Source organism: Azospirillum thermophilum (genome assembly GCF_003130795.1).
Classification (GTDB): domain Bacteria; phylum Pseudomonadota; class Alphaproteobacteria; order Azospirillales; family Azospirillaceae; genus Azospirillum; species Azospirillum thermophilum.
This window is the reverse complement of the sequence record NZ_CP029356.1, coordinates 655,001-676,933: the sequence shown is the minus strand read 5'-3', so window position 1 is coordinate 676,933 and position 21,933 is coordinate 655,001. Positions and strand designations below refer to the sequence as shown.

Genomic DNA, 21,933 nt, shown 5'->3' with positions numbered 1-21,933 from the left:
GAACGGCCCAAGGGCGACGCGATGGCGATGCGTCCCACCAACCTCGACATGGACGTGCTGCGGGCGATGGTGATCGCCATGGAGCATGGCGGCTTCGCCCGCGCCGCCGAGCGGCTGGGACGGACCCAGTCGGCGATCAGCCTGCAGATGAAGAAGCTGGAGGAGCAGGTCGGCCAGCCGCTGTTCCGCAAGGCCGGCCGCACGGTGGCGCTGACCGATGCCGGCGACCTGCTGCTGGGCTACGCCCGCCGCATCGTCGCGCTGAACGACGAAGCCCTGTCGGCCGCCCGCGGCCGGGCAATGGACGGCACCGTGCGGGTCGGCTTTCCGCAGGATCTGGCGGAACGCCGGCTGCCCGCGGTGCTCGGCGCTTTCCACCGCGCCCACCCGCGCGTCCATGTCGAGGCCCAGGTCGGCCGCGGACGCGAACTGCGCGAGCGGGTAGCGCAAGGCGCGCTCGATCTTGCCCTGGCCTTCGGCGAGATCGGCGGCAATCCGGCCGGAGCAGCATCCGGCAATGGCGTGGCGACGCTGGCCCATCTTCCTGTGGTCTGGGTGGCGCACGGGGGCTTTCGCCCCGATCCGGAAAGTCCTTTGCCGCTCGCCCTGCTCGACGCGCCCTGCATGTTCCGCCAGCACGGCATCGAACGGCTGGACGGCGACGGGTGCCCCTGGCGCATCACCTTCACCAGCCCCAGCCTTTCCGGCTTGTGGGCGGCGGTGGAGGCCGGGCTGGGTGTGACCGTCCGCACACCGCTCGGCCTGCCGGACACGCTGACGATCCTCGGGCAGCGTCATGGCCTGCCGGCGCTGGGTTCGGTCCCGCTGGAACTGCACCGCGCGCCCTCCGCGGCGGCTCCCGCCGTCGACCGGCTGCATGCAATCCTCGCCAATTCGCTGCCTGCGGTCCTGAATCAGACAGAGGCGTCGTAATTACATTTTAATATCGTAAGTTGATTTTTTCTCAACAGTTATGACTGTGTTTTTTGTTTTTCCTATTCACACAATAGAGATACGATTCCTCCCGCAGCCACCGAATTGAACGGCCACGGGAGGGACCATGACGGCAGCCACCGCGACCAGACCGACGGGACGCCGGTCCCGCGTCCTGACGCTTCCGGCGGTTCTCCGCCGCTGTGCCGTGCCGCTGGCGTTGCTGGTCCTGTGGCAGGCCAGCGTCGGGCTCGGCTGGATCTCCACCCGCTCCATCCCCTCGCCCGGCCAGATCCTGGCGGCCTTCTGGGACCTGACGGTCAGCGGCGAACTGGCGGTTCATCTGCTGGTCTCGCTGGGCCGGGTCAGCGCCGGGCTTGCCATCGGCGTCTCGGCCGGAACGGTCTGCGCCCTGATCGCCGGCCTGTCGCGGCGGGGCGAGGATGCGCTGGACGCGCTGCTGCAGATGCTGCGCACCCTGCCCCATCTGGCGCTGGTGCCGCTGTTCATCCTGTGGTTCGGCATCGGCGAGGCTCCGAAGATCGCCCTGGTGGCGCTCGGCACCGCCTTCCCGATCTACCTGAACCTGTTCGCCGGTATCCGCACCGTCGACGCCAAGGTGGTGGAGGCCGTCTCCACCCTGGGTCTGACCCGGTGGGAACTGATCGCCCAGGTCATTCTGCCGGGCGCCCTGCCCGCCTTCCTGACGGGGCTGCGCTATGCCCTCGGCGTCGCCTGGCTCAGCCTGGTGGTCGGGGAGCAGATCAACGCCTCCAGCGGCATCGGCTATCTGGCGATGACGGCGCGGGAGTTCCTGCGCACCGACGTGATCATCGTCGCCCTGATCGTCTACGCCATTCTCGGCCTGCTCGCCGACCTGACCGTCCGCCTCATCGAACGCTCGGCGCTGGTCTGGCGCCCGGCCTTCATCAAGGAGTGACGCTCCATGAGCCACGCCCTTTCCCGGATTTCCGCCTCCCCGCCCGCGGTCGGCAAGCCCGTCGTCGGCGTCCGCGGCCTCGTCCGCAACTTCGGCAACGGCAATGTGCTGGATGGCCTGTCGCTCGACCTCCAGCCGGGCTCCTTCACCGCCCTGCTCGGCCGCTCCGGCTGCGGCAAGTCCACACTGCTGCGCACGCTGGCGAAGCTGGACCCGGCGCCGGAGGGGACCGTGCAGGTGCCGGACGAGCGCGCCGTGGTGTTCCAGGAGCCGCGGCTGGTCCCCTGGATGCGGGTGCTGCGCAACGTCACGCTGGGCCTGCGTCACCCCGATGCCGAAGCCCGCGGCCTCGCGGCATTGGCGGAGGTCGGGCTGTCCCACCGCGCCCGGGCGTGGCCGCTGACCCTGTCGGGCGGCGAGGCGCAGCGGGCGGCGCTGGCCCGCGCCCTGGTCCGCGAACCGCGCCTGCTTCTGCTGGACGAACCCTTCGCCGCGCTGGACGCGCTGACCCGCATGCGCATGCAGGGCTTGGTGGAGACTCTGTGGCGCGCCCATGCCCCCGCCGTCCTTCTGGTGACCCATGACGTGGACGAGGCGCTGCTGCTGGCCGACCGCGCCGTGGTGATGGCGAACGGCAGGATCGCCGCCGACATCCCGATCCCGCTGGCCCGCCCGCGCCGTCACGGAGATCCCGGCTTCATCGCGCTGCGCTCCCGCCTGCTGGCCGAGTTGGGCGTCAGTGAGGAGCATCCGGCCGGACGGGAGGCGCACCGCGCCGACCCCCGGGCGGGCGGCGCGGTGCCGGGCGGTTACGGCCTGCCCGCCGGCGCCGCGGCCGCACCCGACCGCTGACCTTCCCCCCACGGACCCCGCCCGCCATGACGACCGACATCGCCCGCCCCCACCTCCCCCTGATCGGCCGCCCGCCGATCGGCCGCCGGAACCTGCTGCGCAGCGCAGCCGGGGCCTGCGGTGCTCTGGCGCTGGGCGGCCTGCCCACCCTTTCGCACGCCGCCTCCGGCCCGACATCGGAAACCGTCCTGCGCATCGCCGACTACAAGGCGGCGGATGGGCTGGTGCTGGAGGCATCGGGCAATGCCCGGTCCGGCTACCGGTCGCAATTCGCCGAATTCGCGTCGGGCAACCTGATCGTCGAAGCGATCAACGCCGGCTCCATCGACGTCGGGTCGAGCAGCGAGATCCCGCCGGCCTTCGGCATCGCCGCCGGGGCCCGCCTGTCGATCGTCGCGGTCATCAAGGACGACGTGAACTGGCAGGTGGTGCTGGTGCCGCCGGGCAGCCCGATCCGGTCGATCGCCGACCTGAAGGGCAAGCGCGTCGGCTATGTCCGCGCCACAACCACGCAATACTACCTCGCCAGGATGCTGGGCGAGGCGGGCCTGCGCTTCACAGACATCCAGGCGATCAGCCTCACTCCGTCGGAGGGACAGGCCGCCTTCGACCAGGGCGCGCTCGATGCCTGGGCGATCTACGGCTACTCGGTGCCCTTCGCCGTCAGGAAGGGCGCCAGGGTCCTGATCACCTCCAACGGCTACCTGTCGGGCAACTACCTGTATCTCGCCTCGCCCGACGCGCTCGGCGATCCGGGCAAGTCGGCCGCCATCGGCGACTATCTGCTGCGTCTTCGCCGCGCCTTCGCCTGGCGCGCCGCCAACCTGGAGCGCTGGGCGCAGGTCCATTCCGCCGCCATCGGCGTGCCGGTCGAAACCGACCTGGAGATCCTGCGCAAGACCTCGCGCCAGCGCGACCTGGCGCCGATCACCGACGCCGACATCGCGTCCGCCCAGGCCGTCGCCGACACCTTCCACCAGTTGGGCGTGCTGCCCAGGCGCATCGACATCGCCCCGGCCTTCGACCGCCGCTTCGCCGACGTCCTGTCGCGTCCGCTCAGCTGATTCCTCACCCGAACCCTCGTCACGCACAAAAGGGGACCTCCGCCATGACCACCGCTTCCGCCCATCCGCTCCGCTTCGTCGGCTTCGTCGGCAACCACAATTCGTCGGAGATCATCCCGCGCCAGGGCCCGGTGGTCGACCGCGACTATATCGAGACGGTCGCCAAGGCACATGAGCTGGGCGGTTTCGATTCGGTGCTCCAGGCCTTCCACGCCGACGCGCCCGACAGCCTGCAGGTCAGCCAGCACATCACCAGCGTCACCGACCGGCTGGGCGTGCTTATCGCCCACCGCCCCGGCTTCCAGGCGCCGACCATCCTGGCCCGCCAGCTTGCCACGCTCGACCAGTTGAGCCGCGGCCGCGTCGCCATCAACGTCATCACCGGCGCCGAGCGCAGCGAGCTGGCCCGCGACGGCAACACGGTGGACGACAAGGACGACCGCTATGCCCGGACGTCGGAGTTCCTCGACATCGTCCGCGCCGAATGGACCAGCGACGAGCCCTTCGACTACCGGGGCCGCTTCTATCGGGTCGAGAAGGCGTTCTCCCAGGTGAAGCCCTACAACCCGTCGGGCATCCCGGTGTGGATCGCCGGCGCCTCCGCAGCCGCCGTCGAGGTGGCGGGGCGCCATGCCGACACCTATGCGGTGTGGGGCGAGACCCACGATCAGGTGCGCGAGTTGCTGGCCCGCGTGCGTGCCGCCGTCGCCAAGGCCGGCCGGCCGCAGCCGGCCTTCAGCCTGTCGCTGCGTCCGATCCTGGCCGACACCGAGGACGCCGCCTGGGCCAGGGCCGAGGCCATCCATGAGAAGGCCAAGGCGCTGCTGGACAGGACCGGCTTCACCCGCGGCGACCTGCCCAGCAACGAGGGTGCGCGCCGCCTGCTGGCCATCGCCGATGCCGCCGCCGACCGGGGCCACCGCCACGACAAGCGCCTGTGGACCGCCATCGCCGCCCTGACCGGGGCGAAGGGCAACTCCACCTCGCTGGTCGGCACGCCGGATCAGGTCGCCGACGCGCTGCTGGATTACTACGACCTCGGCGTCACCACCTTCCTGATCCGCGGCTTCGACCCGCTGCCCGACGCCATCGCCTATGGCCGGGAGCTGCTGCCGCGCGTCCGCCAACTGGTCACCGAGCGCCAGCGCGCCCAGGCCGTCGCGGCGGAGTGAGGGCAGGTGGCGAACCCCTGCGCGACGTGGTGGACGCCGACACCGGCTACTGCCCCCCTTCCCGACGGAGCCCCCGCCCGATGACCCACATCCAACCGCGACCCATTGGATCCGAAGGGCGCAAATTCTGGCCGCCGGTCGATCCGGTCAGCTACAGCAGCGTCGAGGAGGAGCGGCAGCACCGCAAGCAGCGGCTGGCCGCCACCTTCCGCCTGTTCGGCCGCTACGGCTTCGACCAGGGGCTGGCCGGCCATGTCACCGCCCGCGACCCGGAGCATCCCGACCGCTTCTGGATCAACCCGCTGGGCCAGCATTTCCGCACCATCCGGGTGTCGGACCTGCATCTGGTCGACGGCGACGGCACCATCCTGCAAGGCGACCGGGCCATCAACCAGGCCGGCTTCACCATCCATTCCGCCATCCATCGGGCGCGCGCGGAGGTGGTGGCCGCCGCCCACACCCATTCGACCTACGGCAAGGCATGGTCGGCGCTGGGCCGCCTGCTCAACCCGCTGAGCCAGGATGCCGCCGCCTTCTACGAGGATCAGGTGATCTTCGATCCCTATTCGGGCGTCGTCCTGACCGAAGGCGAGGGCGAGCGGCTGGTGGAGACGCTGGGCGACAGGAAGCTGGCGATCCTGAAGAACCACGGCCTGCTGACCGTCGGCCCGACCGTCGAGGCCGCGGCCTGGTGGTTCATCAGCGCCGACAACGCCGCCCATACCCAACTGCTGGCGGAAGCCGCCGGCCAGCCGCAGCCCATCGATCATGAGACGGCACTGCTGACCCGCTCCCAGGTCGGCACCCATCAGGGCGGCGCCTACAGCTTCCACCCGCTGTGGGAATGGATCGTGGCGGCCGAACCCGACCTGCTCGACTGACCCTGTCCCTCCCCATTTCCTGCAAAGGTCCACGACCGATGACCGCGAACCCGCCTCTTTCCCTCACCCGCCGCGGCCTGATCGCCGCCGGTGCCGTCACCCTCGCCGCCCCCTTCGTCCTGCGCCGCCGGGCAGTGGCGGCGGAACCGCTGCGCCTGTCCTGGAACGCCGGTGCCGTCTGCTTCTCCGCCGTGCCGCTGGCCTTCCAGCTCGACCTGTTCAAGAAGCACGGGCTGGAGGTGGAGCTGGTCAACTTCACCGGCTCCACCGACCAGCTCCTGGAGGCCATCGCCACCGGCAAGGCCGATGCCGGCGTCGGCATGGCGCTGCGCTGGCTGAAGCCGCTGGAGCAGGGGTTCGACGTGAAGATCTCGGCCGGCCTGCATGGCGGCTGCATGCGGCTGTTCGGGGCGAAGGCGGCGGGGGTGAAGACCGTGCTGGACCTGCCGGGCAAGGTCATCGGCGTCAGCGACATGGCCAGCCCGTCGAAGAACTTCTTCTCGGTCGTGCTGACCAAGTTCGGCCTCGATCCGAACAAGGATGTCGAATGGCGCCAGTTCCCCGCCGACCTGCTGGGGCTGGCGGTGGAGAAGGGCGAGATCCACGCGATCGCCGACGGCGATCCGCTGGTCTGGCGCCATACCAAGGATCCGCGGATGGTGGAGATCACCAACAACGTCTGCGGCGAGTTCGCGACCCGCACCTGCTGCCTCGTCGGGGTGCGCGGCAGCCTGCTGCGCGACAACCGTCCGGCGGCCAGGGCGCTGACCGCCGCGCTGATCGAGGCCCAGCATGCCGCCTATGCCGACCTGCGCGCCGCCGCCGCGGCCTATGCGCCCTTCGCCCCGAAATTCCCGGTGGAGGAGCTGGAGGCGATGCTGCGCAGCCACGCCCACAACGTCACCCCCGTCGGCGACGAGCTGCGCCATCAGCTTGCGCTTTACACCGACGAGCTGAAGAGCGTGTCGGTCATCAAGCGTTCGACCGACAGCCAGCGCTTCGCCGGACGCATCACGGTCGACCTCGCCTGAGCCCATTCCATCGCAGCGGAGCCGCCTGCCATGCCCTTTGACGACCCGCCCTTCCCGGCCGCCCCCTTCGGCGATGCCAGCACCGCCACGGTGGTCGACGAGGCGTCGATCGCCGCCCTCGCGGCGGAGTTCGCGCTGCGTGCCGCCGAGCATGATGCCGCCGCCAGCTTTCCCTTCGAGAACTTCGAACGCTTGCAGGCGGCGGGACTGCTGGCGCTGGTCGATCCGCCGTCGGCCGGCGGCAAGGGCGGCGGCCTGCGGGACGCCCTGGCCGTGGTGAACGGGATCGCGCGCGGCGAACCGTCCACCGCGCTCGTGCTGGTGCTGCACTATGTCATCCACAACCAGCTCTGGCATGGTCCTGCCTGGCCGGAAGCCCTGCGCGACCGGATCGCCCGCACCGCAGCGACCGACGGCGCCCTGATCAACATCCTGCGGGTGGAGCCGGAACTGGGCACGCCCCACCGCGGCGGCCTGCCGGCCACCGTGGCACGCAAGGTGCCGGGTGGCTGGCGGATTTCCGGCACCAAGATCTACTCAACTGGCATTCCGGCGCTCTCCTGGCTCGGCGTCTGGGCGCGCACCGACGATGCCGAACCGCTGGTCGGCACCTGGGTGGTGCCGCGCGGCATAGGATTCGCCGAACAGGGCATCGAGGTGCGGCAGACCTGGAACCACATCGGCATGCGGGCCAGCGGCAGCCACGAAGTGGTGTTCCGCGACATCTTTGTGCCCGACGACCATGCCGGCGAGCTGCGCCCGCCCGCCGGCTGGGCGGCCCCCGATGCGGCAGCCACCGCCTGGATGTCCACCCTGTTCAGCGGCGTCTATGACGGTATAGCCCGCTCGGCCCGCGACTGGCTGGTCGGCTTCCTGCACGCCCGCAGGCCGACGGCGCTGGGCGGTGCGTCGCTGGCGACTGTTCCCCGCCTGCAGGAGGCGCTCGGCGGGATCGAGGCGCTGCTGCTGACCAACGGCGTGCTGCTGCGCTCCCTGTCGGCGGCGGTGGACGGTGGTTCAGCACCCTCGCAGAGCGACAGCCTGCTGGTGAAGTACACGGTGACCAACAACGCCATCGACGCGGTGGCGCGGGCGCTGGAGGTGACCGGCAATCCCGGCCTGTCGCGCGACAACCCGCTGGAGCGCCATCACCGCGACGTGCTGTGCGCCCGCGTCCACGCCCCGCAGAACGACATGATCCTGACCGGTGCCGGCCGTGCCGCCCTTTCACGGTGAAGCCCAGCGGAGAAGGCACGCTGACCATGTATGGCTTTCACGGCCGAACTGAACCGTGCCGGGGACCCAGCTCTATGCCGCGTTGCGGCTGGACCGCGGTTTCCCATCGGCTACAATCCCGCCGCCGTTGAAGAAGATGTTGATTCCGTTGCGGCTGGACCGCGGTTTCCCATCGGCTACAATCGCGCGTCCACCCGGACAGCGACCTGACGCGTTGCGGCTGGACCGCGGTTTCCCATCGGCTACAATTTCGGGGTCAACGTCTACGACCTGCTGAAGGTTGCGGCTGGACCGCGGTTTCCCATCGGCTACAATGGTGGTGAAGGCCCGCAAGCAGCACGTTTGCGTTGCGGCTGGACCGCGGTTTCCCATCGGCTACAATGCTCCAGTAGACATGGACGAGAACCCGGTTGTTGCGGCTGGACCGCGGTTTCCCATCGGCTACAATCAGCTGTCGCGCGTCGACGCCGCCGACGTCGTTGCGGCTGGACCGCGGTTTCCCATCGGCTACAATGACGGCGTGAAGTGGGTCAAGACAGCGCGGGTTGCGGCTGGACCGCGGTTTCCCATCGGCTACAATGACGGCGTGAAGTGGGTCAAGACAGCGCGGGTTGCGGCTGGACCGCGGTTTCCCATCGGCTACAATGTCCGCCGTCATCCGCTTATTCTCTGCCCGGTTGCGGCTGGACCGCGGTTTCCCATCGGCTACAATGGTTGAAGACGCCGACCGGCGGGTCCATCCGTTGCGGCTGGACCGCGGTTTCCCATCGGCTACAATGACCAGCGCGACCTCCGACACCCGCAGCTCGTTGCGGCTGGACCGCGGTTTCCCATCGGCTACAATCTGCATGTGCAGGACCATATCCGCACCATCGTTGCGGCTGGACCGCGGTTTCCCATCGGCTACAATCGACGCTCTGTTGCCCAGCGGTCTGCTGCGGTTGCGGCTGGACCGCGGTTTCCCATCGGCTACAATCGGCGCACGACGCTTGAGAACGCCATCCTCGTTGCGGCTGGACCGCGGTTTCCCATCGGCTACAATTCTCTTCGGAGTGTCCCGGAGGCGGGAGGCGTTGCGGCTGGACCGCGGTTTCCCATCGGCTACAATCGCACGGAAATCCGCCATGAGTTGCTGACTGTTGCGGCTGGACCGCGGTTTCCCATCGGCTACAATCGGCGGTGGCTCCATTGGGGCCATGCATGGGTTGCGGCTGGACCGCGGTTTCCCATCGGCTACAATTCATGGCGCAGGAAGTCGATGTAGCCCGTAGTTGCGGCTGGACCGCGGTTTCCCATCGGCTACAATCACCGGGATGGTGGGCTTCGCGTCGATGCTGTTGCGGCTGGACCGCGGTTTCCCATCGGCTACAATACAGGACTCGCACCATACTTCATCAGAGTTGTTGCGGCTGGACCGCGGTTTCCCATCGGCTACAATCCCGGGCTCGGTCTCGCCGACCGCGGACCTGTTGCGGCTGGACCGCGGTTTCCCATCGGCTACAATCAAGTACGCCCGCGTCAAGCTGGCGGCCGAGTTGCGGCTGGACCGCGGTTTCCCATCGGCTACAATATGACGACCGCCATCTGGTGCCGCTTGTCGGTTGCGGCTGGACCGCGGTTTCCCATCGGCTACAATCTCGACGGTCAGGCCGACCGAGCCGACATTGTTGCGGCTGGACCGCGGTTTCCCATCGGCTACAATGGTGCCCAGCGCCGTGATGGTGGTGCCGGTGTTGCGGCTGGACCGCGGTTTCCCATCGGCTACAATCGGCGGCGTCCTCGCCCTCGACCTCGCGACGTTGCGGCTGGACCGCGGTTTCCCATCGGCTACAATAAGATGCTGGATCACGTTGTCGGCTACTTCCGTTGCGGCTGGACCGCGGTTTCCCATCGGCTACAATGCCCATTGAGCGGTCGCCGCCGACGAAGATGTTGCGGCTGGACCGCGGTTTCCCATCGGCTACAATGGGGATGCGACGCATGCCGCGCGTCTCTTGGGTTGCGGCTGGACCGCGGTTTCCCATCGGCTACAATCACCTCAGGATACAAATTGACCAAGCGTTGTTGCGGCTGGACCGCGGTTTCCCATCGGCTACAATCGGCTGCGGGGTAAGGCTTTGAAAAAGAAGCTTTATCCCGCCGTCTCTCTGCCCGGATTCCACCGTCCGGACGGTCAGAACAGGACGTACTGCTCCGGATTTTTCCGGGAGGGCTGGCGGACTCGGCCATCGAAGCACACGATGGTCTCATACTGCTTGTCCGTGATGAAGACGATGTGCACCTTGCCGGTGGATGGAGCGGCCTTCTCGATTCGGCGGGTCAGCGCTTCCGTTTGCTCCTTGCCCACGCAATGGCGGAGGTAGACGGAGAACTGCGACATCTCGAAACCCTGGTCCAGCAGGAACTTGCGGAAGGCCGTCGCAGCCTTGCGTTCGCGCTTGGTCAGAACCGGAAGGTCGAACAGCACCATCATCCACATGATCCGGTATCCGCTCAACATCGCCGCGTTCCGTCAGGCCGGTTGCGGCACCTTCGACGGTGCCGGAGGGGGTGCGGGCCATTCCAATGGCATTGGCGCCCACGCCTTGGTGCCTTCCCCGGCGGGGAGGTCGAGCGCCGCTTCGCCATTCTCGTAGGCCTGCGCCAAGGACGTCGCGGCCCGCATCACCACCGTCGAGAGCGGCGTCGTTCCCTCCGCCGTCGGCAGGTCCAGCGACGGCACAAGCGCCAGGAAACGCTTGGTCTCCGGCGTCACCGCGTCGTGCCCCGCATCGGCCAGCCGGGCCACGGCGAGGTCCACGAAGGGGCGGAACGGTTCCATCAAGTCATCCACCAGGCACAGCGGGTTTGCCCGGTTGTGGTGGAACAGGCCGAGCGTGGGGTGCAGCCCCGCCCCCATCACCGCCCGCGCCACGGTGGATCGCAGGATGGCGTAGCCGTAGTTCAGCAGGCCATTCACGCCGGCGGCGTCCGTGTCGCGCCGGAAGTCGTCCCCGAACAGCAGCGGCCAGTACCGGCGCGCCGCCTGCGCCTCGATGTTGTCGGGGTCGCCGGAGCGCACCTTGCGGGCCAGCGTCTCGAACGCGCCGGCGGGTGCGCCGCGCGCCTCCAGGACCGCGCCCTGCTGGCGGACCTTGGCGCGCACCAGAAGTTGCCACAGCCGCTTGGTCTGCGGGACCGGGACGTTGAGCTGGGCGCGCATGCGCTGGGCCTGCACGTGATGGCCGTCCACCGGCCACAGGAAGGCCGTCGGCATGTGATTCGGTCCGCACAGCACCACCACGGCGCCGCGCTCCGCCAGGGCGAGCAGCAGGTTGTTGCTGTAGGTCAGCCCATGGGCGTTGGCCACCACTGCACCGATATCGTCGAGCGGGACGCGCCCGATCTCCCGCCCCTGCCCTTCCACCACCAGGAAACCGCGCGACAGCGACAGGTGGCGGCCGTCCTCGGCGATCTCGACGATGCGGCCGGTCATGAGGCGTCTGCCTTGTTCCGGCGACGGGGCGAAATCGCATCCCGCGTCGCCCAGCGCGGAAACCCGGGATCGTTGACCTCCCCCATCGGGCTGACGGTCACCCGCCGGGCCCCCCGCTCCCGCAGCCCGTCATAGGTCACGATCAACCAGCGGAACAGATCGTCGTTGTCGTCATGCCGCTTTTGCAGGCTGCCGGCCTCCTGATGCTCCGCCAGACGCAGACGGTTTTGCGATGGTTCCAGGATATGAACCTTCATCACCCGCCGGCGACCGTCTTGCGTCAGCGCCACCGCATCGCCCTTGTGCAGACGCATCACGAACCGCTCGCTCTCGCCCGGCGCGCAAGGCGCGGCCCGCCCATCCGGAAGTGCGGTCCGCCGAGCGTCGAACAGCGTAACGGCGCGGCCGATCCATCGTCCGTCGTCTCGGGCGATGATGTCGACATGATGGATATCGCCGGCGATCAGCCCCTTGTAAATCCGGCCGTCGGCGTCCGGCAGCCAGATCGGCGACGCTTCCTTCTTCAGAATACGCACATGCCGAATGCCCTTCCACGGCCCTTCGTGCGACGAAAGCTCGGCCGCGACGCGCAGCATCGCCTGCTTGTGGTCCATGCCTGCGGCCCGGCACCCGTCCAGCCGTTCCTGCACCTTTTTCCTCAGCTCGGGCGCGCGGATGGCTTTCACCTCCCCCTCCGTCAGGCCGTCGAGCGGCTTGCGGTAGACGAGATTGAAGCCCTTGGCCCGCTCCGCCTCCGTGGTCGGGCCATAGGCCGTGTCCTCGTGCAGGCGACCGCCGGTGCCGTGCTCCGGCTTGTGCGAGACGGTCACGCCGCGCACCCGCACCGCCAGCTCGTCGCGGAAGCCGTCCCAGGGATCGTCGATGTCGTCCATCAGGCGGTCGAGCCCGAGATCCTCGGCGCGGGAGGCGGCCTGGGCAACCTTCTGCACCATGCCCTGGTCGATGCAGCCGATCACCGCCGCGTCCAGCGCATGGTGCAGGTGGTTGTCGCGGTTCTTGGCGAAGGTCGCATCCACCGGCACGTCACCGCCCTCGCGGTTGTGGTCGCGCAGGATCGAGTCGATGCCCCAGCGCCGGCGCAGCAGGGCGGTCAGCCGCCCCGGCGAGACCCGCACGCGGTCGGGGTTGCAGACGTGGCGCAGATACTCCCGCGCCAGCCGGGCGAGATACTGGGTGTCGGTGATCTGCCGGGCGAGGAAGCCGCCCTCCTCGTCCCAGCGGTTCATGGCGCCCTCCGAAAAGCGCCAGCGCTTGTTGGGCGGCAGATCCTCGACGCAGCCGAGAATCCGCGACCAGCGCACCTCGTCGCCGTGCCAGCGCTCGTAGGGCGTCAGGTTGCGCTTGTCCCGGTTGGCGGCGGTCAGGCAGACGACCTTGTTGGCGGCGCTGTCGTCCAGCGTGCGGGAGAAGGGCAGGATGTGGTCGATGTCCACCTTGTCCGACAGCAGCAGTTCCAGCCCGATGGTCTCGCCGGTGTAGGGGCAGCGGCGGTTGACGCCGGTGCCCTGCTCCTCCCACAGCCGGAGCTTCATCAGGTTGCGGCCGTTGACCGGCGCGTTGACGCTGCGCAGCAGCGCCTTGCGCTCCTCGTTCTTGCGCTGGTTCTCCGCCTGTTCCTTCTCGTTCCGTCGGCGGGCCTCCTGGCTCTGCTTCAACGGGCGCGCCAGTTCCACCACGATCTCGTACGGCGGGCCATAGCGCTCGATCAGCGCATTGACCACCGTCCGCACCTGATTGAGCCCGATGTGGACCGTGGGGTTGGTGAGCCGGCCGAGCCGCTTTTCCTCCGGGTCGTCGGGTTCGCCGGTGCCGAAGGCGACGTGGCGTTCCAGCGCCTTCGCGTAGTAGGGCAGCCGGTCGAACCGCTCGCCCGGCCGGCGGTCGGAATGATGGGCGCCGGGGAAGGCGACGGGCACCGCCTCGTCATACCGGATCGGCCGCCCGTCGCGCGATTCGGTCTCCAGCACCGGCAGCAGGGCGGCCAGAGCCTTCCGGCCGACGCGCAGGTGGAAATCGGGCAGCGGTGCGTCGGCCACGCGGGCCGCGGCGTCCGGTTCCAGATCCCAGCGCGCGACCAGCCAGTCGATCAGCGCCCCTTCATCGGTTTCCGACAGCAACCGCTCGACCACCTCGTCCTGTTCGGCCAGGGTCAGCCGCGCCCAGCGCAGGCCGAAGCGCTTCTTGTCGGCCAGCACGGCCGAGGTCTCGTCGGTCGCCAGTTCCGGCCGGCGGGTGGATTCGTGGAGAACTCGACGTCGGAGCCGAGCTTCAGCACCTTGCGGATGTCCTTGAAGCCAATGGCCTTCTTTGTCGGCTTGGCACGCGCGGCGCGCAGAATGGTATCGCGCTGCTCGACGGTCAGCGGCCATTCGCTGCGGTCCGGCATGATGATGCGGAGGTTGGCGAGTTCGGTGTAGAGGCGGAAACGCTGCGCCGAGGGCAGAGCGCGCGGGGCGCGCTCATCCTCGGGGATCAGGGAGCATTTGCCGACCTGCGGCGGCTTTAACGGGCGCTGGTGGAAGATGCGGTGGCGCAGGGTGGTCCGCGCCTCCTCCGTCAGCAGTTCCGGGTGATGGCGCGCCTGCGCCGCCCACAGCGCGTCGAACTCGGCCTCCAGCATCGGGCGCGCCGGGTAGAAGGGGTATTCGGCCTTGGCGCCGCGTCCGACGAGCCGGGCGCGCACGCTGCGCCCGTTCGCGCGCAGCCATGCGAAGAAGGCGCCCAGCGTCGGCGTGCCGGCCTCCGCCATCTGCACGTCCAGCCGGTCGATGCCGGAGCGGATCTTGCCCGCCTCCTCCGCGTCGCCGGTGCCGCGCATCGCCTTGAAGCCGCGGCGCTGGTTGATGTGGAACAGCGCGCGGCCGATCTCCTGCGGCTCCAGCCGCTCGGTCAGCCCCCGCGCGCGAAGCGCGAACGGGTCGAGCCGCTCCAGCGCCTTGCGCGCAGCCCGGTCGCCCGGCATCAGGCCGAAGCGGATCAGCGCCGCCATCAGCCGCGCGCGGCGCACCAGCGTCCGGTCGCGCCGCCGCCGCATCTGCCGCGCGATCCGCCGCGCCACCGCCAGCGAATTCTTGTCCTGCGGGTTGCGTCCGTCGGTGAAGATACGCACGCCCATCCGCCGGATGCCCTTCGGCCTGGGAGGATCGCTGCGGTCCAAGTCCAGCACGCACCAGCCGAGGGAATTGGTGCCGAGGTCAAGAGCAAGGCGGTAGGGCTGCATGAGATGGTCCGCTTATGAATTGACTACGCGTGAGTGCAGGCGCCGGAGATTCTCTGAAAATTCTTTGGGGCTGAGCGTATCACAACCCTTGACCGTGTGAAGGGCTCTGCTACTCTCTTTTCAGCTGGAAACGCTGCCTGTTTTAGCCGATGGGAAACCGTGGTCCAGCCGTTAACAAGCTTGCTTCGGCAGGCACAAGATGCGGGGCGGGCTACGGCTCGCCCCTTCTTGTTTGGGCGATGCCCCACCCCGGTCATCCGGCCTTTCTCCGGCGAGGATTCGCGCGAGCAGATGCGGTGGCGCGCTCCGTTTCCGTCTCGGGGGTTTCCGCAGGGGCGGACTGCGCCGGCTTGCCACCGGGAAGCGGCAGCAGAAGATTCCCTTGGTTGCGGTTGATGGGCTTCGCGGCCTTCTTCCGGCGCTTCACGGCATCCGCCGCCGGTCTCGCGTGGTTCAGGGCCAGGAGGCGCCGCAGAACCTCCTCGTCGGATATGTCGGCGGGCCAGCCGTAGGCGGCGGCCACGGCGGCGTCGAGGGCCGCGTGGGCCTGCACGAGCCACGCCGGGCGCTGATTGTAGAGGTTGGTGAGGGTGCGGGTCTTCAGGATCGCGGCGGCGGCCTCGTCGCGCGGCAGCAGGCGGTCGGGAAAGCCCGGCACCACTTCCCGTTCCGTCTTTACGAGATCCGGTGGATTCAGCCAGTTTTCCCGCAGCTCGTTCAGCCGCTTTGCCGCCTCCGCGATGGCCTGTGCGCGGAGATCGCCGGCGTAGGTTGAGGCTGAGATGTCGGGCGTTAGGCCCTCTGGGAAGGGGAAGGTTTCGAACGTGGTGGACGGCGTGTAGCGGGGGTCGTTCCCTACCCCAAGCCATGTGCACAGCCGCAACGCCCACAGCTCATGGAAGCGGCTGTGCAGGATGCCGAAGGTCGTGTCGTCGTCGCGGGCGATCACGTCCAGCAGATTGGCCGACAACACGCTGGTGGACTGCCACACGAAGACCCGGTGCTTGGCGACGACCGGCGTCACGATGCAGCGGGAAAGCCCGGCGAGACTGGTCCGCAGTTCGGGACGGGGGCGCTCGTGCTGCCACCACACGCGCCGGGTCCGTTCGTTGCGGTCCTTGTCCCGTTCCGGACGGACGTTGCGCAACACGTGCTCGAAGGGCGCCTCGTACAAGGCGGCTTCCTCTTCCTCCAGGCCGATAAAGTCGATCACCCAGCTGTCCGAAGAGCGTCGGACGACATCCAGCGCGTTCAGCCAGGGGCGCAGGACGTCGGCGTTCGGCCGCCCGTTCGGATTGAGGGGACTGGACAGCCAAGCGCGCGCCGTAGACCCGGGAACATCGAAGGAGCCGTATTTCTTGATGCCCTCAAAACACACCCCCTCATTCTCCGCCAGTGGCCTCGCCCTCGTCAAATCCACGCCACCCCCGGTCAGGTCGGCGAAGATCTCCGGCACCTCGCGGCCGTCCAGCCGGGGCTTTTCGTCCAGGCCCTTGGGGCCGAAGCACACCAGCGACACACGGACGGCGGCGCCGTCGACCGTCCAGGGCTCGTCGGACCACGCCTCCACGATGGTGCCGCCGGCGCGGATACGGTCGAGGACGGTGCGGTTGGCGCCGCCGCGGATGGAGTTGGTGGCGACCAGCCCGACCCGCTCCACCCGGCCCTCCTCCAGCAGGGCGCGCGCCTTCTCGAACCAGTAGCAGACGAGATCCGCAGCACCCGGCACCCGGCCCTCGAACAGGCGGCGCAGGCGGGTCACATACTCCTCTCCCAGCTCGCCCAGCATCGTCTTGTCCCCCAGGAAAGGCGGGTTGCCGACGATGACCATCCGGTACGGCTCCCCATCGTCACCGTCCCCGTATCCCGTAGCGAGGGCTTGCGGATCGGGCCAGCGGGTCTCGCCGCCGATCAGGTCGACGAGCGCATCCTTCTGCTCGATGGTCTTCAGGGACTGCAGGATGGGGTTGCGCGGCACGTCGTAGCCATGGCGGCGCATCCACTGGATTGCGCCGATCCAGACGGAGATGCGGGCCAGCTCGACGCCCAGGGGGTTCACGTCGATGCCCAGCACCGCCTCCGGCCCGATGGTCTTCGGCGCTCGTTGCCCTTCAGATCGAATTCGAGCTGGCGGGGAAAGCCGAAGGTCTCTCCGTCGATCACCACCTCGTGCTCCAGGTCCTTCAGCTCGCGCAGCGCCAGATACAGGAAGTTGCCGGAGCCGCAGGCGGGATCCAGCACGCGGAACCGGCGCAGGCGCGTGAGGAAGCGGTCATAGAGCGCCTGCGCGTCGCGGCGCACCCGGTCGCGCTGCCGGGGACCCGCTGCCCTGGCCTGGGCGAGCAGGGCTGCGATCCGGTCCCGCGCCGCCGCCCATTCCCGGCGCAGCGGCCGGGTGATGACCGGTTCGACCAGCTTCATGATGGTCGGTTCGGGCGTGTAGTAGACGCCCACCGCCCCTTTGGAGCGGCCCTCCCGGTCGCGCCGCACCACCTCGCGCGCCAGCGCCCGGCGGCGCTCCGGGCTCAGGCCGCGCTCGAACAGCGTGCCCATGATCGTCGGGTCGATCTCCGACCAGTCCAGCCGCGCCGCCTCGCGCACGATGGCAAGGTCGTCCCTGTCCAGCGGCAGGGCGCTCGCGTCCTCGAACAGGCCGCCGTTGAACCACTCGACCTTTTCGAACCCGAGACGCCCGCCGTCCTTCATCGACCGGAACAGTTGCTCCGCCAGCGGCACGAACTCGGCCGGGTCACGCGCGGCCTCGTCCAGAAGCCGGGTGAACAGGCCCTTTCCGAGCAGACCGACATCCTCGGCGAACATGCAGAAGACCAGGCGCATCAGGAAATGGGCCACGGTCCAGCGGTCGTGCCCGCGCGCCACCAACCGGGCGGCCAGCGTCGCGAAACGGGCCGCCACCTCCTCCGTCAGCATGGCCCGCGTCTGGCCGGGCCGCAGCCGCTCCGGATTGGAAAAGACCCATTTCAGGATGTCCCGCCGGCCGGAATCGAGCAGATCCTGCAGACCGATCTCGTGCGTCACAGTGACGGCGTTGGTCCAGTTCGTGTAGACTCGGATCCGTGCCATGTCGCTGACGATCAGCAGCGGCGGGTTGGCCAGGGCCGGCGCGTAGCGCTGCAACTGGGCATAGGCTTGATCCAGGTTGCGGCCGGGTCCCTTGTATTCCCACGCGAAGCAGCCACGCTTCCAGACATCGGCCCGTCCGGGACGCCGATCCGTCTTTGCGATCGCTTTCTCGAAGCAGTAATCGGTGGCCGACGGGTCGGCTTCGGCGGGAGGAGGTTCTCCCAGGACATGGCAAAGGTCGATGAAGTGCTCGTGCGAACCCTGGCTCTCGCCCAGTGAAGACCGTTCCCATTTGCGGACGAAGTCTTCCACCGTCATGCGAGGCCGCATGGCGTTGTCAAGCATCTTGGAGCGTTCTCTGATGTGCTTACCTACACCAGATACGCGCCGGAAATTTTAATGTCAGGTTAAGGATAGAAGCAGGGAGATTATGCTTCCTTTTCAGGAATATCATACATCGGCATAAATCAACTTTCTTTGTTATTTGACGAAGACCACAGCTTTTGGGACGGTCAAATACTCTTCTGTTTCTTTAAATCCATATGTTGGGCCTATGGCAAGCGCACCGCCCCTAGCCTTGACACGAGCACTCCGTCCCTTCCATGGGCTTCAACGAGGGCGGGAACCGGAGCGACCGGCCAGAGACGACGACGCAAGCGATGGAAGAGGCATTCCTGCCGCCAGTGCTGCGACGTTCCGCCGCATGGAATCCGAGTCAGCACCTCCGTGCGTCCAACGTAAGCGGTGTTCTGGTCCCACCTTTTGGCGAGATCAGGGCGGAGCGAATCTCCCGGATCGCATGATCGGGAGAACGGTTTGTGTTTACGCTCGACCTTACGCTTGACCCGTAGCCCGTGCGGGTGCGCCGCATGGAGGTGATCACCGGCGATGTAGGCCGCCGGACTTGGTCGCCGGAGGAGAAGGAACGGATTTTGGCCGAGGGCGCGGTGCCGGGGGCTGTTGTTCCCGAGGTGGCCCGGCGTCATGGATTGCGGCCCCAGCAGGTATTCGGCTGGCGCCGGGAAGCGCGTGCGGCCAACCGCTTGCAGGAAGAAGGGCTTGGTGTTCGCGCCGGTGGTGCTGGACACCACGCCGCCCCCAGCCGCACCGAAGGAGCCCCCGGCCATAGAGGTGCAGATCGGCGATGCGGTGGTGCGCGTGCCGGCCGGCATGGACGGCGCCACCGTCAAGGCGGTGCTGCGCGCGGTGAGGGCGTCGCGGTGAGGGCGTCGCGGTGATCGGCATCTTCGGGCGGATGGCGCGCAGGAAATCCTTCAGCACCGTGTAGCCGCCCGTGTAGCCGAGGGCGCGGATCTCCCGCAGCAGATGGCTGGCGGTGAGTTCCGGGAACGCGACGATGCGCTCGCGCAGATAGGGCTCGAAGGGGCCGACGAGCGTCGGCTTGGGCGGGCGCGGCGTGTAGGCCGGCGGTTCCAGACTGCGGGCGATGTATTTGCGGATGGTTTTGCGGTCCAGGCCGGTGCGGCGGGCGATTGCCGACACGGACAGGCCCTCGCGGGCGAAATCGAGAATCATACCGGCGAGCGGAGGCGCTGACTCACTGAGGGGGATTCCCAAGGCGAGCTATCCGTGATTCGATTCCCCGTCCACGTCGGGGGAGGAGCGAATGCCTGATCTTGCCCCGGTTGGGTGGACACAGGTTCACGCAGATCTTAGCTCGGCCTGTTCGGGGGTGATGTATCCGATGGCCGAGTGGGCGCGTTGGCGATTGTAGTAGGTTTCGATGTAGGCGAACACCTCCCGGCGCGCCTGGTCGCGGGTTTCGAACCGAGTACGATGGACCAACTCGACCTTGAGAGTGTGGAAGAAGCTCTCCATGGGAGCATTATCGTAGCAGCAGCCCTTGCGCGACATGGATTGCCGCATCCCGGCCGCCTGCAACAGGTCCCGGTAATCCCGGGAGGCATACTGACTGCCGCGATCGGAATGCTGGATGAGGCCCACGGCTGGCCGTTGACGCTGGATGGCCATGACCAGGGCGGAGGTGGCGAGTTCGGCGCGCATATGGTCGCGCATCGCCCATCCAACGATCTTCCGGGTCGCCAAGTCGAGGAGAGCCGCCAGATACAGCCAGCCTTCAGCGGTGGGCAGGTAGGTGATGTCGGCAAGCCAGACCCGGTTGGGCTCGGCTACCTGGAAGGCCTGGCCCAGCAGATCGGGAGCGACTGGCAGGCCATGGCGGCTGTCGGTCGTGACGGGCCGGAACCGGCGTGCGGCTGCGCCCCGGATGCCGTGCCGGCGCATCAGACGCGCCACCCGGCCCCGGCTGGCGGCGACGCCCTCCGCTCGGAGGGCTGCATGCACGCGCGGGCTGCCATAGCGGCCATGGTGGTGACCATGAACGCGTCGGACCTCGACCAGAAGCTGTCGGTTGGCGGCGGCCCGCTGGCTTTCCGGCCGCCCACGCCACGCGTAGTAACCGCTGGCGGACACCTCGAGCACCGAGCACATAAGCCGGGTCGGGAACTCGTCCCGGTGGTCCTCAATGAAGCGGAACCTCATCTCAGTGTTTCCGAGAAGATGCTGATGGCCTTTTTTAAAATGTCGCGTTCCTGCCGGACGCGATCCAGCTCGCGTCGCAGCCTCGCGATCTCCGCCGTCTGCTCATCCGGCTTGGCCGGCATGGCCGTGTCGGATACGGCAGGGGAACCAGACCGTGGGCGCGGCGGGTGGCCTTGGGCTACCCGCCGCCAGTTCCGCAGCACCGAGGCCTGCAGGCCCAACTCCCGCGCCACATGCTCCAGGGGCCGGCCGCTCGCTTCCAGCAGGGCAACAGCCTCACGCTTGAAATCGTCCGTGAAGGATCGCCTCGTCTTCGTCATCAGACACCTTCCCACTCCACTCGGAGCTTAGCTGAGATGTCCACCGAACCGAGGCAAGATCACCGTCGATATGACCGCGACCACGGACACGGCGGCGGCCGTCCAGGAATGGCTTGCCCGCCGCCGCGACATCGACATCGCCCGATCGTTGCGGCGGCTGTTCCACGAATCGGGAGCCAAGCCGTCGGGCTGGCGCTCGCGTCGTGACAAGGCCGTCGTCATGGCCGACGCGGAACTGGCCGCCTTCCTGAAGTCGGTCGCCGCGGCAGGTCCCGACGGCTGGCGGGAGGAGATCGACCGCGTTCGGCTTCGTCAGGTGAAGGCCGCGAGGAAGCGGGGCCGCAAGCCCGAGGGAGTCAGTGCCCCTGCCCTCTCGCTGGCGGCCATCGTGGGCCTTCTGCCAACGTGGCGGGCATGGGGGCGGATGCTGATCGACGCGGGCAAGGTGCCAAGTATGGGAAACTGAACTGACACACTTTAGGCCATCACCGCTTCGTCGGGGGAATTACCAGTTGGTAGTGGTGCTGGCACCTCCCCGCCCTCCTGAACGGCCGGGACATTCAGCAACGACATTTGGGCAGGCATCGCTTCCACCTCCGGCTTCGCGAGGAACTCCGCCATGGCCGCCTGCATGAACGGAGCATCGAGCAGTCGTCGATGGAGGTTAAGCATCCGCTTTTCACCCTGGCCGACGAAGGTATTGTAAAGCATTGGCCGAATGAAAATACGATCTCCTTCCTTTCGCTCTCCTCCGTCGATAGAATCTATCCTGTCACCGAGTACGTAGCCATAAACGGAGGTCCGGTCGGTGACGTAGCCCTTTTTCATTAACTCCCGAATATACTTCCAGACCTGCCCCTTCTCATCCGACCCCACAGGCACACCAGGGCTTTTGAGTTCAACAATCACAAGAACATCTATACCGTTCTCATTGAACTCGGTATCGAAGGACGGGCGTGAGTAGAAGCCGACACTACCGTCTGGAACAACCACGAAATCAGGCCTGTTCAGGGAACCCCTTTGGTTGCCACCAAACAACTGCTTGATAACTGTTGTCATGCCTCTGTTTGACGTAAACTCAATACTCTCGAACTGCGGACCGAATATCCACAACGCTTGACCGAAGAGAGGTTGAATTTCGTGCACTTCATCGGTGCCAGGAATCTCTGACTTGGCACGGA

Annotated in this window: 18 protein-coding genes, 1 pseudogene and 1 CRISPR repeat array (1 of these 20 running past the window's edge); of the genes and pseudogenes, 10 read left to right on the top strand and 9 right to left on the bottom strand. The window is 67.8% G+C overall.

The features are described 5' to 3' along the window. The first annotated feature begins 21 nt into the window (after positions 1 to 21). The 8 genes from DEW08_RS24180 (at position 22) to DEW08_RS24145 (ending at position 8,109) form a co-directional block, all read left to right on the top strand. Positions 22 to 933 carry a LysR substrate-binding domain-containing protein gene (locus DEW08_RS24180; protein WP_109332013.1) on the top strand — a complete coding sequence of 304 codons (912 nt, stop codon included), beginning with the start codon at positions 22 to 24 and terminating at the stop codon, positions 931 to 933. A gap of 127 nt (positions 934 to 1,060) precedes the next feature. Further along, the gene (locus DEW08_RS24175) at positions 1,061 to 1,873 is read left to right on the top strand and encodes an ABC transporter permease subunit (RefSeq protein WP_109332012.1); all 813 of its coding nucleotides are present in this window, start codon (positions 1,061 to 1,063) and stop codon (positions 1,871 to 1,873) included. Positions 1,874 to 1,900: 27 nt separating this feature from the next. After that, the gene (locus DEW08_RS24170; protein ID WP_425429136.1) at positions 1,901 to 2,725 is read left to right on the top strand and encodes an ABC transporter ATP-binding protein; all 825 of its coding nucleotides are present in this window, start codon (positions 1,901 to 1,903) and stop codon (positions 2,723 to 2,725) included. Positions 2,726 to 2,751: 26 nt separating this feature from the next. Next, positions 2,752 to 3,789, top strand: a complete 1,038-nt coding sequence (locus tag DEW08_RS24165; RefSeq protein ID WP_181449479.1) for an ABC transporter substrate-binding protein — start codon at positions 2,752 to 2,754, stop codon at positions 3,787 to 3,789. A gap of 44 nt (positions 3,790 to 3,833) precedes the next feature. Next, a complete protein-coding gene (locus tag DEW08_RS24160; protein ID WP_109332010.1) occupies positions 3,834 to 4,961 on the top strand; it encodes an LLM class flavin-dependent oxidoreductase in 1,128 nt (375 codons plus the stop codon). An 80-nt stretch (positions 4,962 to 5,041) separates the two neighbouring features. Beyond that, entirely contained in the window at positions 5,042 to 5,842 is an 801-nt protein-coding gene (locus DEW08_RS24155) for a class II aldolase/adducin family protein (RefSeq protein WP_109332009.1), read from the top strand. A gap of 38 nt (positions 5,843 to 5,880) precedes the next feature. Then, a complete protein-coding gene (locus DEW08_RS24150; RefSeq protein WP_168220496.1) occupies positions 5,881 to 6,873 on the top strand; it encodes an ABC transporter substrate-binding protein in 993 nt (330 codons plus the stop codon). A 30-nt stretch (positions 6,874 to 6,903) separates the two neighbouring features. Next, complete coding sequence (locus DEW08_RS24145) at positions 6,904 to 8,109, top strand: acyl-CoA dehydrogenase family protein (RefSeq protein ID WP_109332002.1); 1,206 nt, start codon at positions 6,904 to 6,906, stop codon at positions 8,107 to 8,109. Between the two features lie 81 nt (positions 8,110 to 8,190). Beyond that, positions 8,191 to 10,208: a CRISPR direct-repeat array (repeat unit 36 nt; unit sequence GTTGCGGCTGGACCGCGGTTTCCCATCGGCTACAAT). 74 nt (positions 10,209 to 10,282) lie between these two features. On the opposite strand, the gene cas2 is transcribed toward DEW08_RS24145, so the two are convergent. The 6 genes from cas2 to DEW08_RS33585 all read right to left on the bottom strand — a co-directional run bounded on the left by cas2 (position 10,283) and on the right by DEW08_RS33585 (position 18,254). Then, the gene (gene cas2 / locus DEW08_RS24140; RefSeq protein ID WP_109332397.1) at positions 10,283 to 10,588 is read right to left on the bottom strand and encodes a CRISPR-associated endonuclease Cas2; all 306 of its coding nucleotides are present in this window, start codon (positions 10,586 to 10,588) and stop codon (positions 10,283 to 10,285) included. Between the two features lie 33 nt (positions 10,589 to 10,621). Next, positions 10,622 to 11,584, bottom strand: a complete 963-nt coding sequence (cas1, locus tag DEW08_RS24135; protein ID WP_109331999.1) for a type II CRISPR-associated endonuclease Cas1 — start codon at positions 11,582 to 11,584, stop codon at positions 10,622 to 10,624. Then, complete coding sequence (gene cas9 / locus DEW08_RS24130; protein WP_168220495.1) at positions 11,581 to 13,800, bottom strand: type II CRISPR RNA-guided endonuclease Cas9; 2,220 nt, start codon at positions 13,798 to 13,800, stop codon at positions 11,581 to 11,583. The genes cas1 and cas9 (DEW08_RS24130) overlap by 4 nt, the downstream gene beginning before the upstream one ends. Beyond that, on the bottom strand, positions 13,755 to 14,825 hold the full coding sequence (cas9, locus tag DEW08_RS31350) for a type II CRISPR RNA-guided endonuclease Cas9 (protein ID WP_168220494.1): 1,071 nt from the start codon (positions 14,823 to 14,825) through the stop codon (positions 13,755 to 13,757). The genes cas9 (DEW08_RS24130) and cas9 (DEW08_RS31350) overlap by 46 nt, the downstream gene beginning before the upstream one ends. Before the next feature lie 253 nt (positions 14,826 to 15,078). Next, positions 15,079 to 16,899, bottom strand: coding sequence for a DNA methyltransferase (locus DEW08_RS33590; protein ID WP_181449477.1), 1,821 nt, complete (start codon positions 16,897 to 16,899; stop codon positions 15,079 to 15,081). After that, positions 16,881 to 18,254: a type IIL restriction-modification enzyme MmeI gene (locus tag DEW08_RS33585; protein ID WP_181449476.1), complete on the bottom strand. Its 1,374-nt coding sequence runs from the start codon at positions 18,252 to 18,254 to the stop codon at positions 16,881 to 16,883. Before DEW08_RS33585 ends, DEW08_RS33590 begins: the two co-directional genes overlap by 19 nt. 524 nt (positions 18,255 to 18,778) lie before the next feature. On the opposite strand from DEW08_RS33585, the gene DEW08_RS24120 reads away from it, so the two are divergent. Continuing rightward, the gene (locus DEW08_RS24120; protein WP_109332396.1) at positions 18,779 to 19,147 is read left to right on the top strand and encodes a transposase; all 369 of its coding nucleotides are present in this window, start codon (positions 18,779 to 18,781) and stop codon (positions 19,145 to 19,147) included. Here the strand turns inward: DEW08_RS24120 and DEW08_RS24115 are convergent. Further along, positions 19,128 to 19,445 (bottom strand): annotated as a pseudogene (locus tag DEW08_RS24115) (IS21 family transposase); the annotation flags it as partial. The gene DEW08_RS24120 and the pseudogene DEW08_RS24115 sit on opposite strands and share 20 nt — an antisense overlap. 126 nt (positions 19,446 to 19,571) lie before the next feature. Then, positions 19,572 to 20,752, bottom strand: a protein-coding gene (locus DEW08_RS24110) for an IS3 family transposase (protein ID WP_109331997.1) whose coding sequence is annotated in 2 segments (ribosomal slippage) — positions 19,572 to 20,458 and positions 20,458 to 20,752 — 1,182 coding nt in all. Because the reading frame shifts where the segments join, the coding sequence is not laid out codon by codon here. A 70-nt stretch (positions 20,753 to 20,822) separates the two neighbouring features. Here DEW08_RS24110 and DEW08_RS24105 point away from each other — a divergent pair. Then, positions 20,823 to 21,218, top strand: coding sequence for a hypothetical protein (locus DEW08_RS24105; protein ID WP_109331993.1), 396 nt, complete (start codon positions 20,823 to 20,825; stop codon positions 21,216 to 21,218). An 11-nt stretch (positions 21,219 to 21,229) separates the two neighbouring features. Here DEW08_RS24105 and DEW08_RS24100 read toward each other — a convergent pair whose 3' ends face one another. Then, a protein-coding gene (locus DEW08_RS24100; RefSeq protein ID WP_109331991.1) for an ATP-binding protein crosses the window boundary here: on the bottom strand, positions 21,230 to 21,933 show its 3' end. 1,306 nt of this gene lie beyond the right edge of the window; the window shows 704 of its 2,010 coding nt (coding positions 1,307-2,010); the start codon falls outside the window, past its right edge; it ends in the stop codon at positions 21,230 to 21,232.

Coding starts and splice junctions, on each gene's coding strand:
- DEW08_RS24180 (WP_109332013.1), top strand. CDS start 22: ATGGCGATGCGTCCCACCAACCTCGACATGGACGTGCTGCGGGCGATG.
- DEW08_RS24175 (WP_109332012.1), top strand. CDS start 1,061: ATGACGGCAGCCACCGCGACCAGACCGACGGGACGCCGGTCCCGCGTC.
- DEW08_RS24165 (WP_181449479.1), top strand. CDS start 2,752: ATGACGACCGACATCGCCCGCCCCCACCTCCCCCTGATCGGCCGCCCG.
- DEW08_RS24160 (WP_109332010.1), top strand. CDS start 3,834: ATGACCACCGCTTCCGCCCATCCGCTCCGCTTCGTCGGCTTCGTCGGC.
- DEW08_RS24155 (WP_109332009.1), top strand. CDS start 5,042: ATGACCCACATCCAACCGCGACCCATTGGATCCGAAGGGCGCAAATTC.
- DEW08_RS24150 (WP_168220496.1), top strand. CDS start 5,881: ATGACCGCGAACCCGCCTCTTTCCCTCACCCGCCGCGGCCTGATCGCC.
- DEW08_RS24145 (WP_109332002.1), top strand. CDS start 6,904: ATGCCCTTTGACGACCCGCCCTTCCCGGCCGCCCCCTTCGGCGATGCC.
- cas2 (WP_109332397.1), bottom strand. CDS start 10,588: ATGTGGATGATGGTGCTGTTCGACCTTCCGGTTCTGACCAAGCGCGAA.
- cas1 (WP_109331999.1), bottom strand. CDS start 11,584: ATGACCGGCCGCATCGTCGAGATCGCCGAGGACGGCCGCCACCTGTCG.
- cas9 (WP_168220494.1), bottom strand. CDS start 14,825: ATGCAGCCCTACCGCCTTGCTCTTGACCTCGGCACCAATTCCCTCGGC.
- DEW08_RS33585 (WP_181449476.1), bottom strand. CDS start 18,254: ATGCTTGACAACGCCATGCGGCCTCGCATGACGGTGGAAGACTTCGTC.
- DEW08_RS24120 (WP_109332396.1), top strand. CDS start 18,779: ATGGAGGTGATCACCGGCGATGTAGGCCGCCGGACTTGGTCGCCGGAG.
- DEW08_RS24105 (WP_109331993.1), top strand. CDS start 20,823: ATGACCGCGACCACGGACACGGCGGCGGCCGTCCAGGAATGGCTTGCC.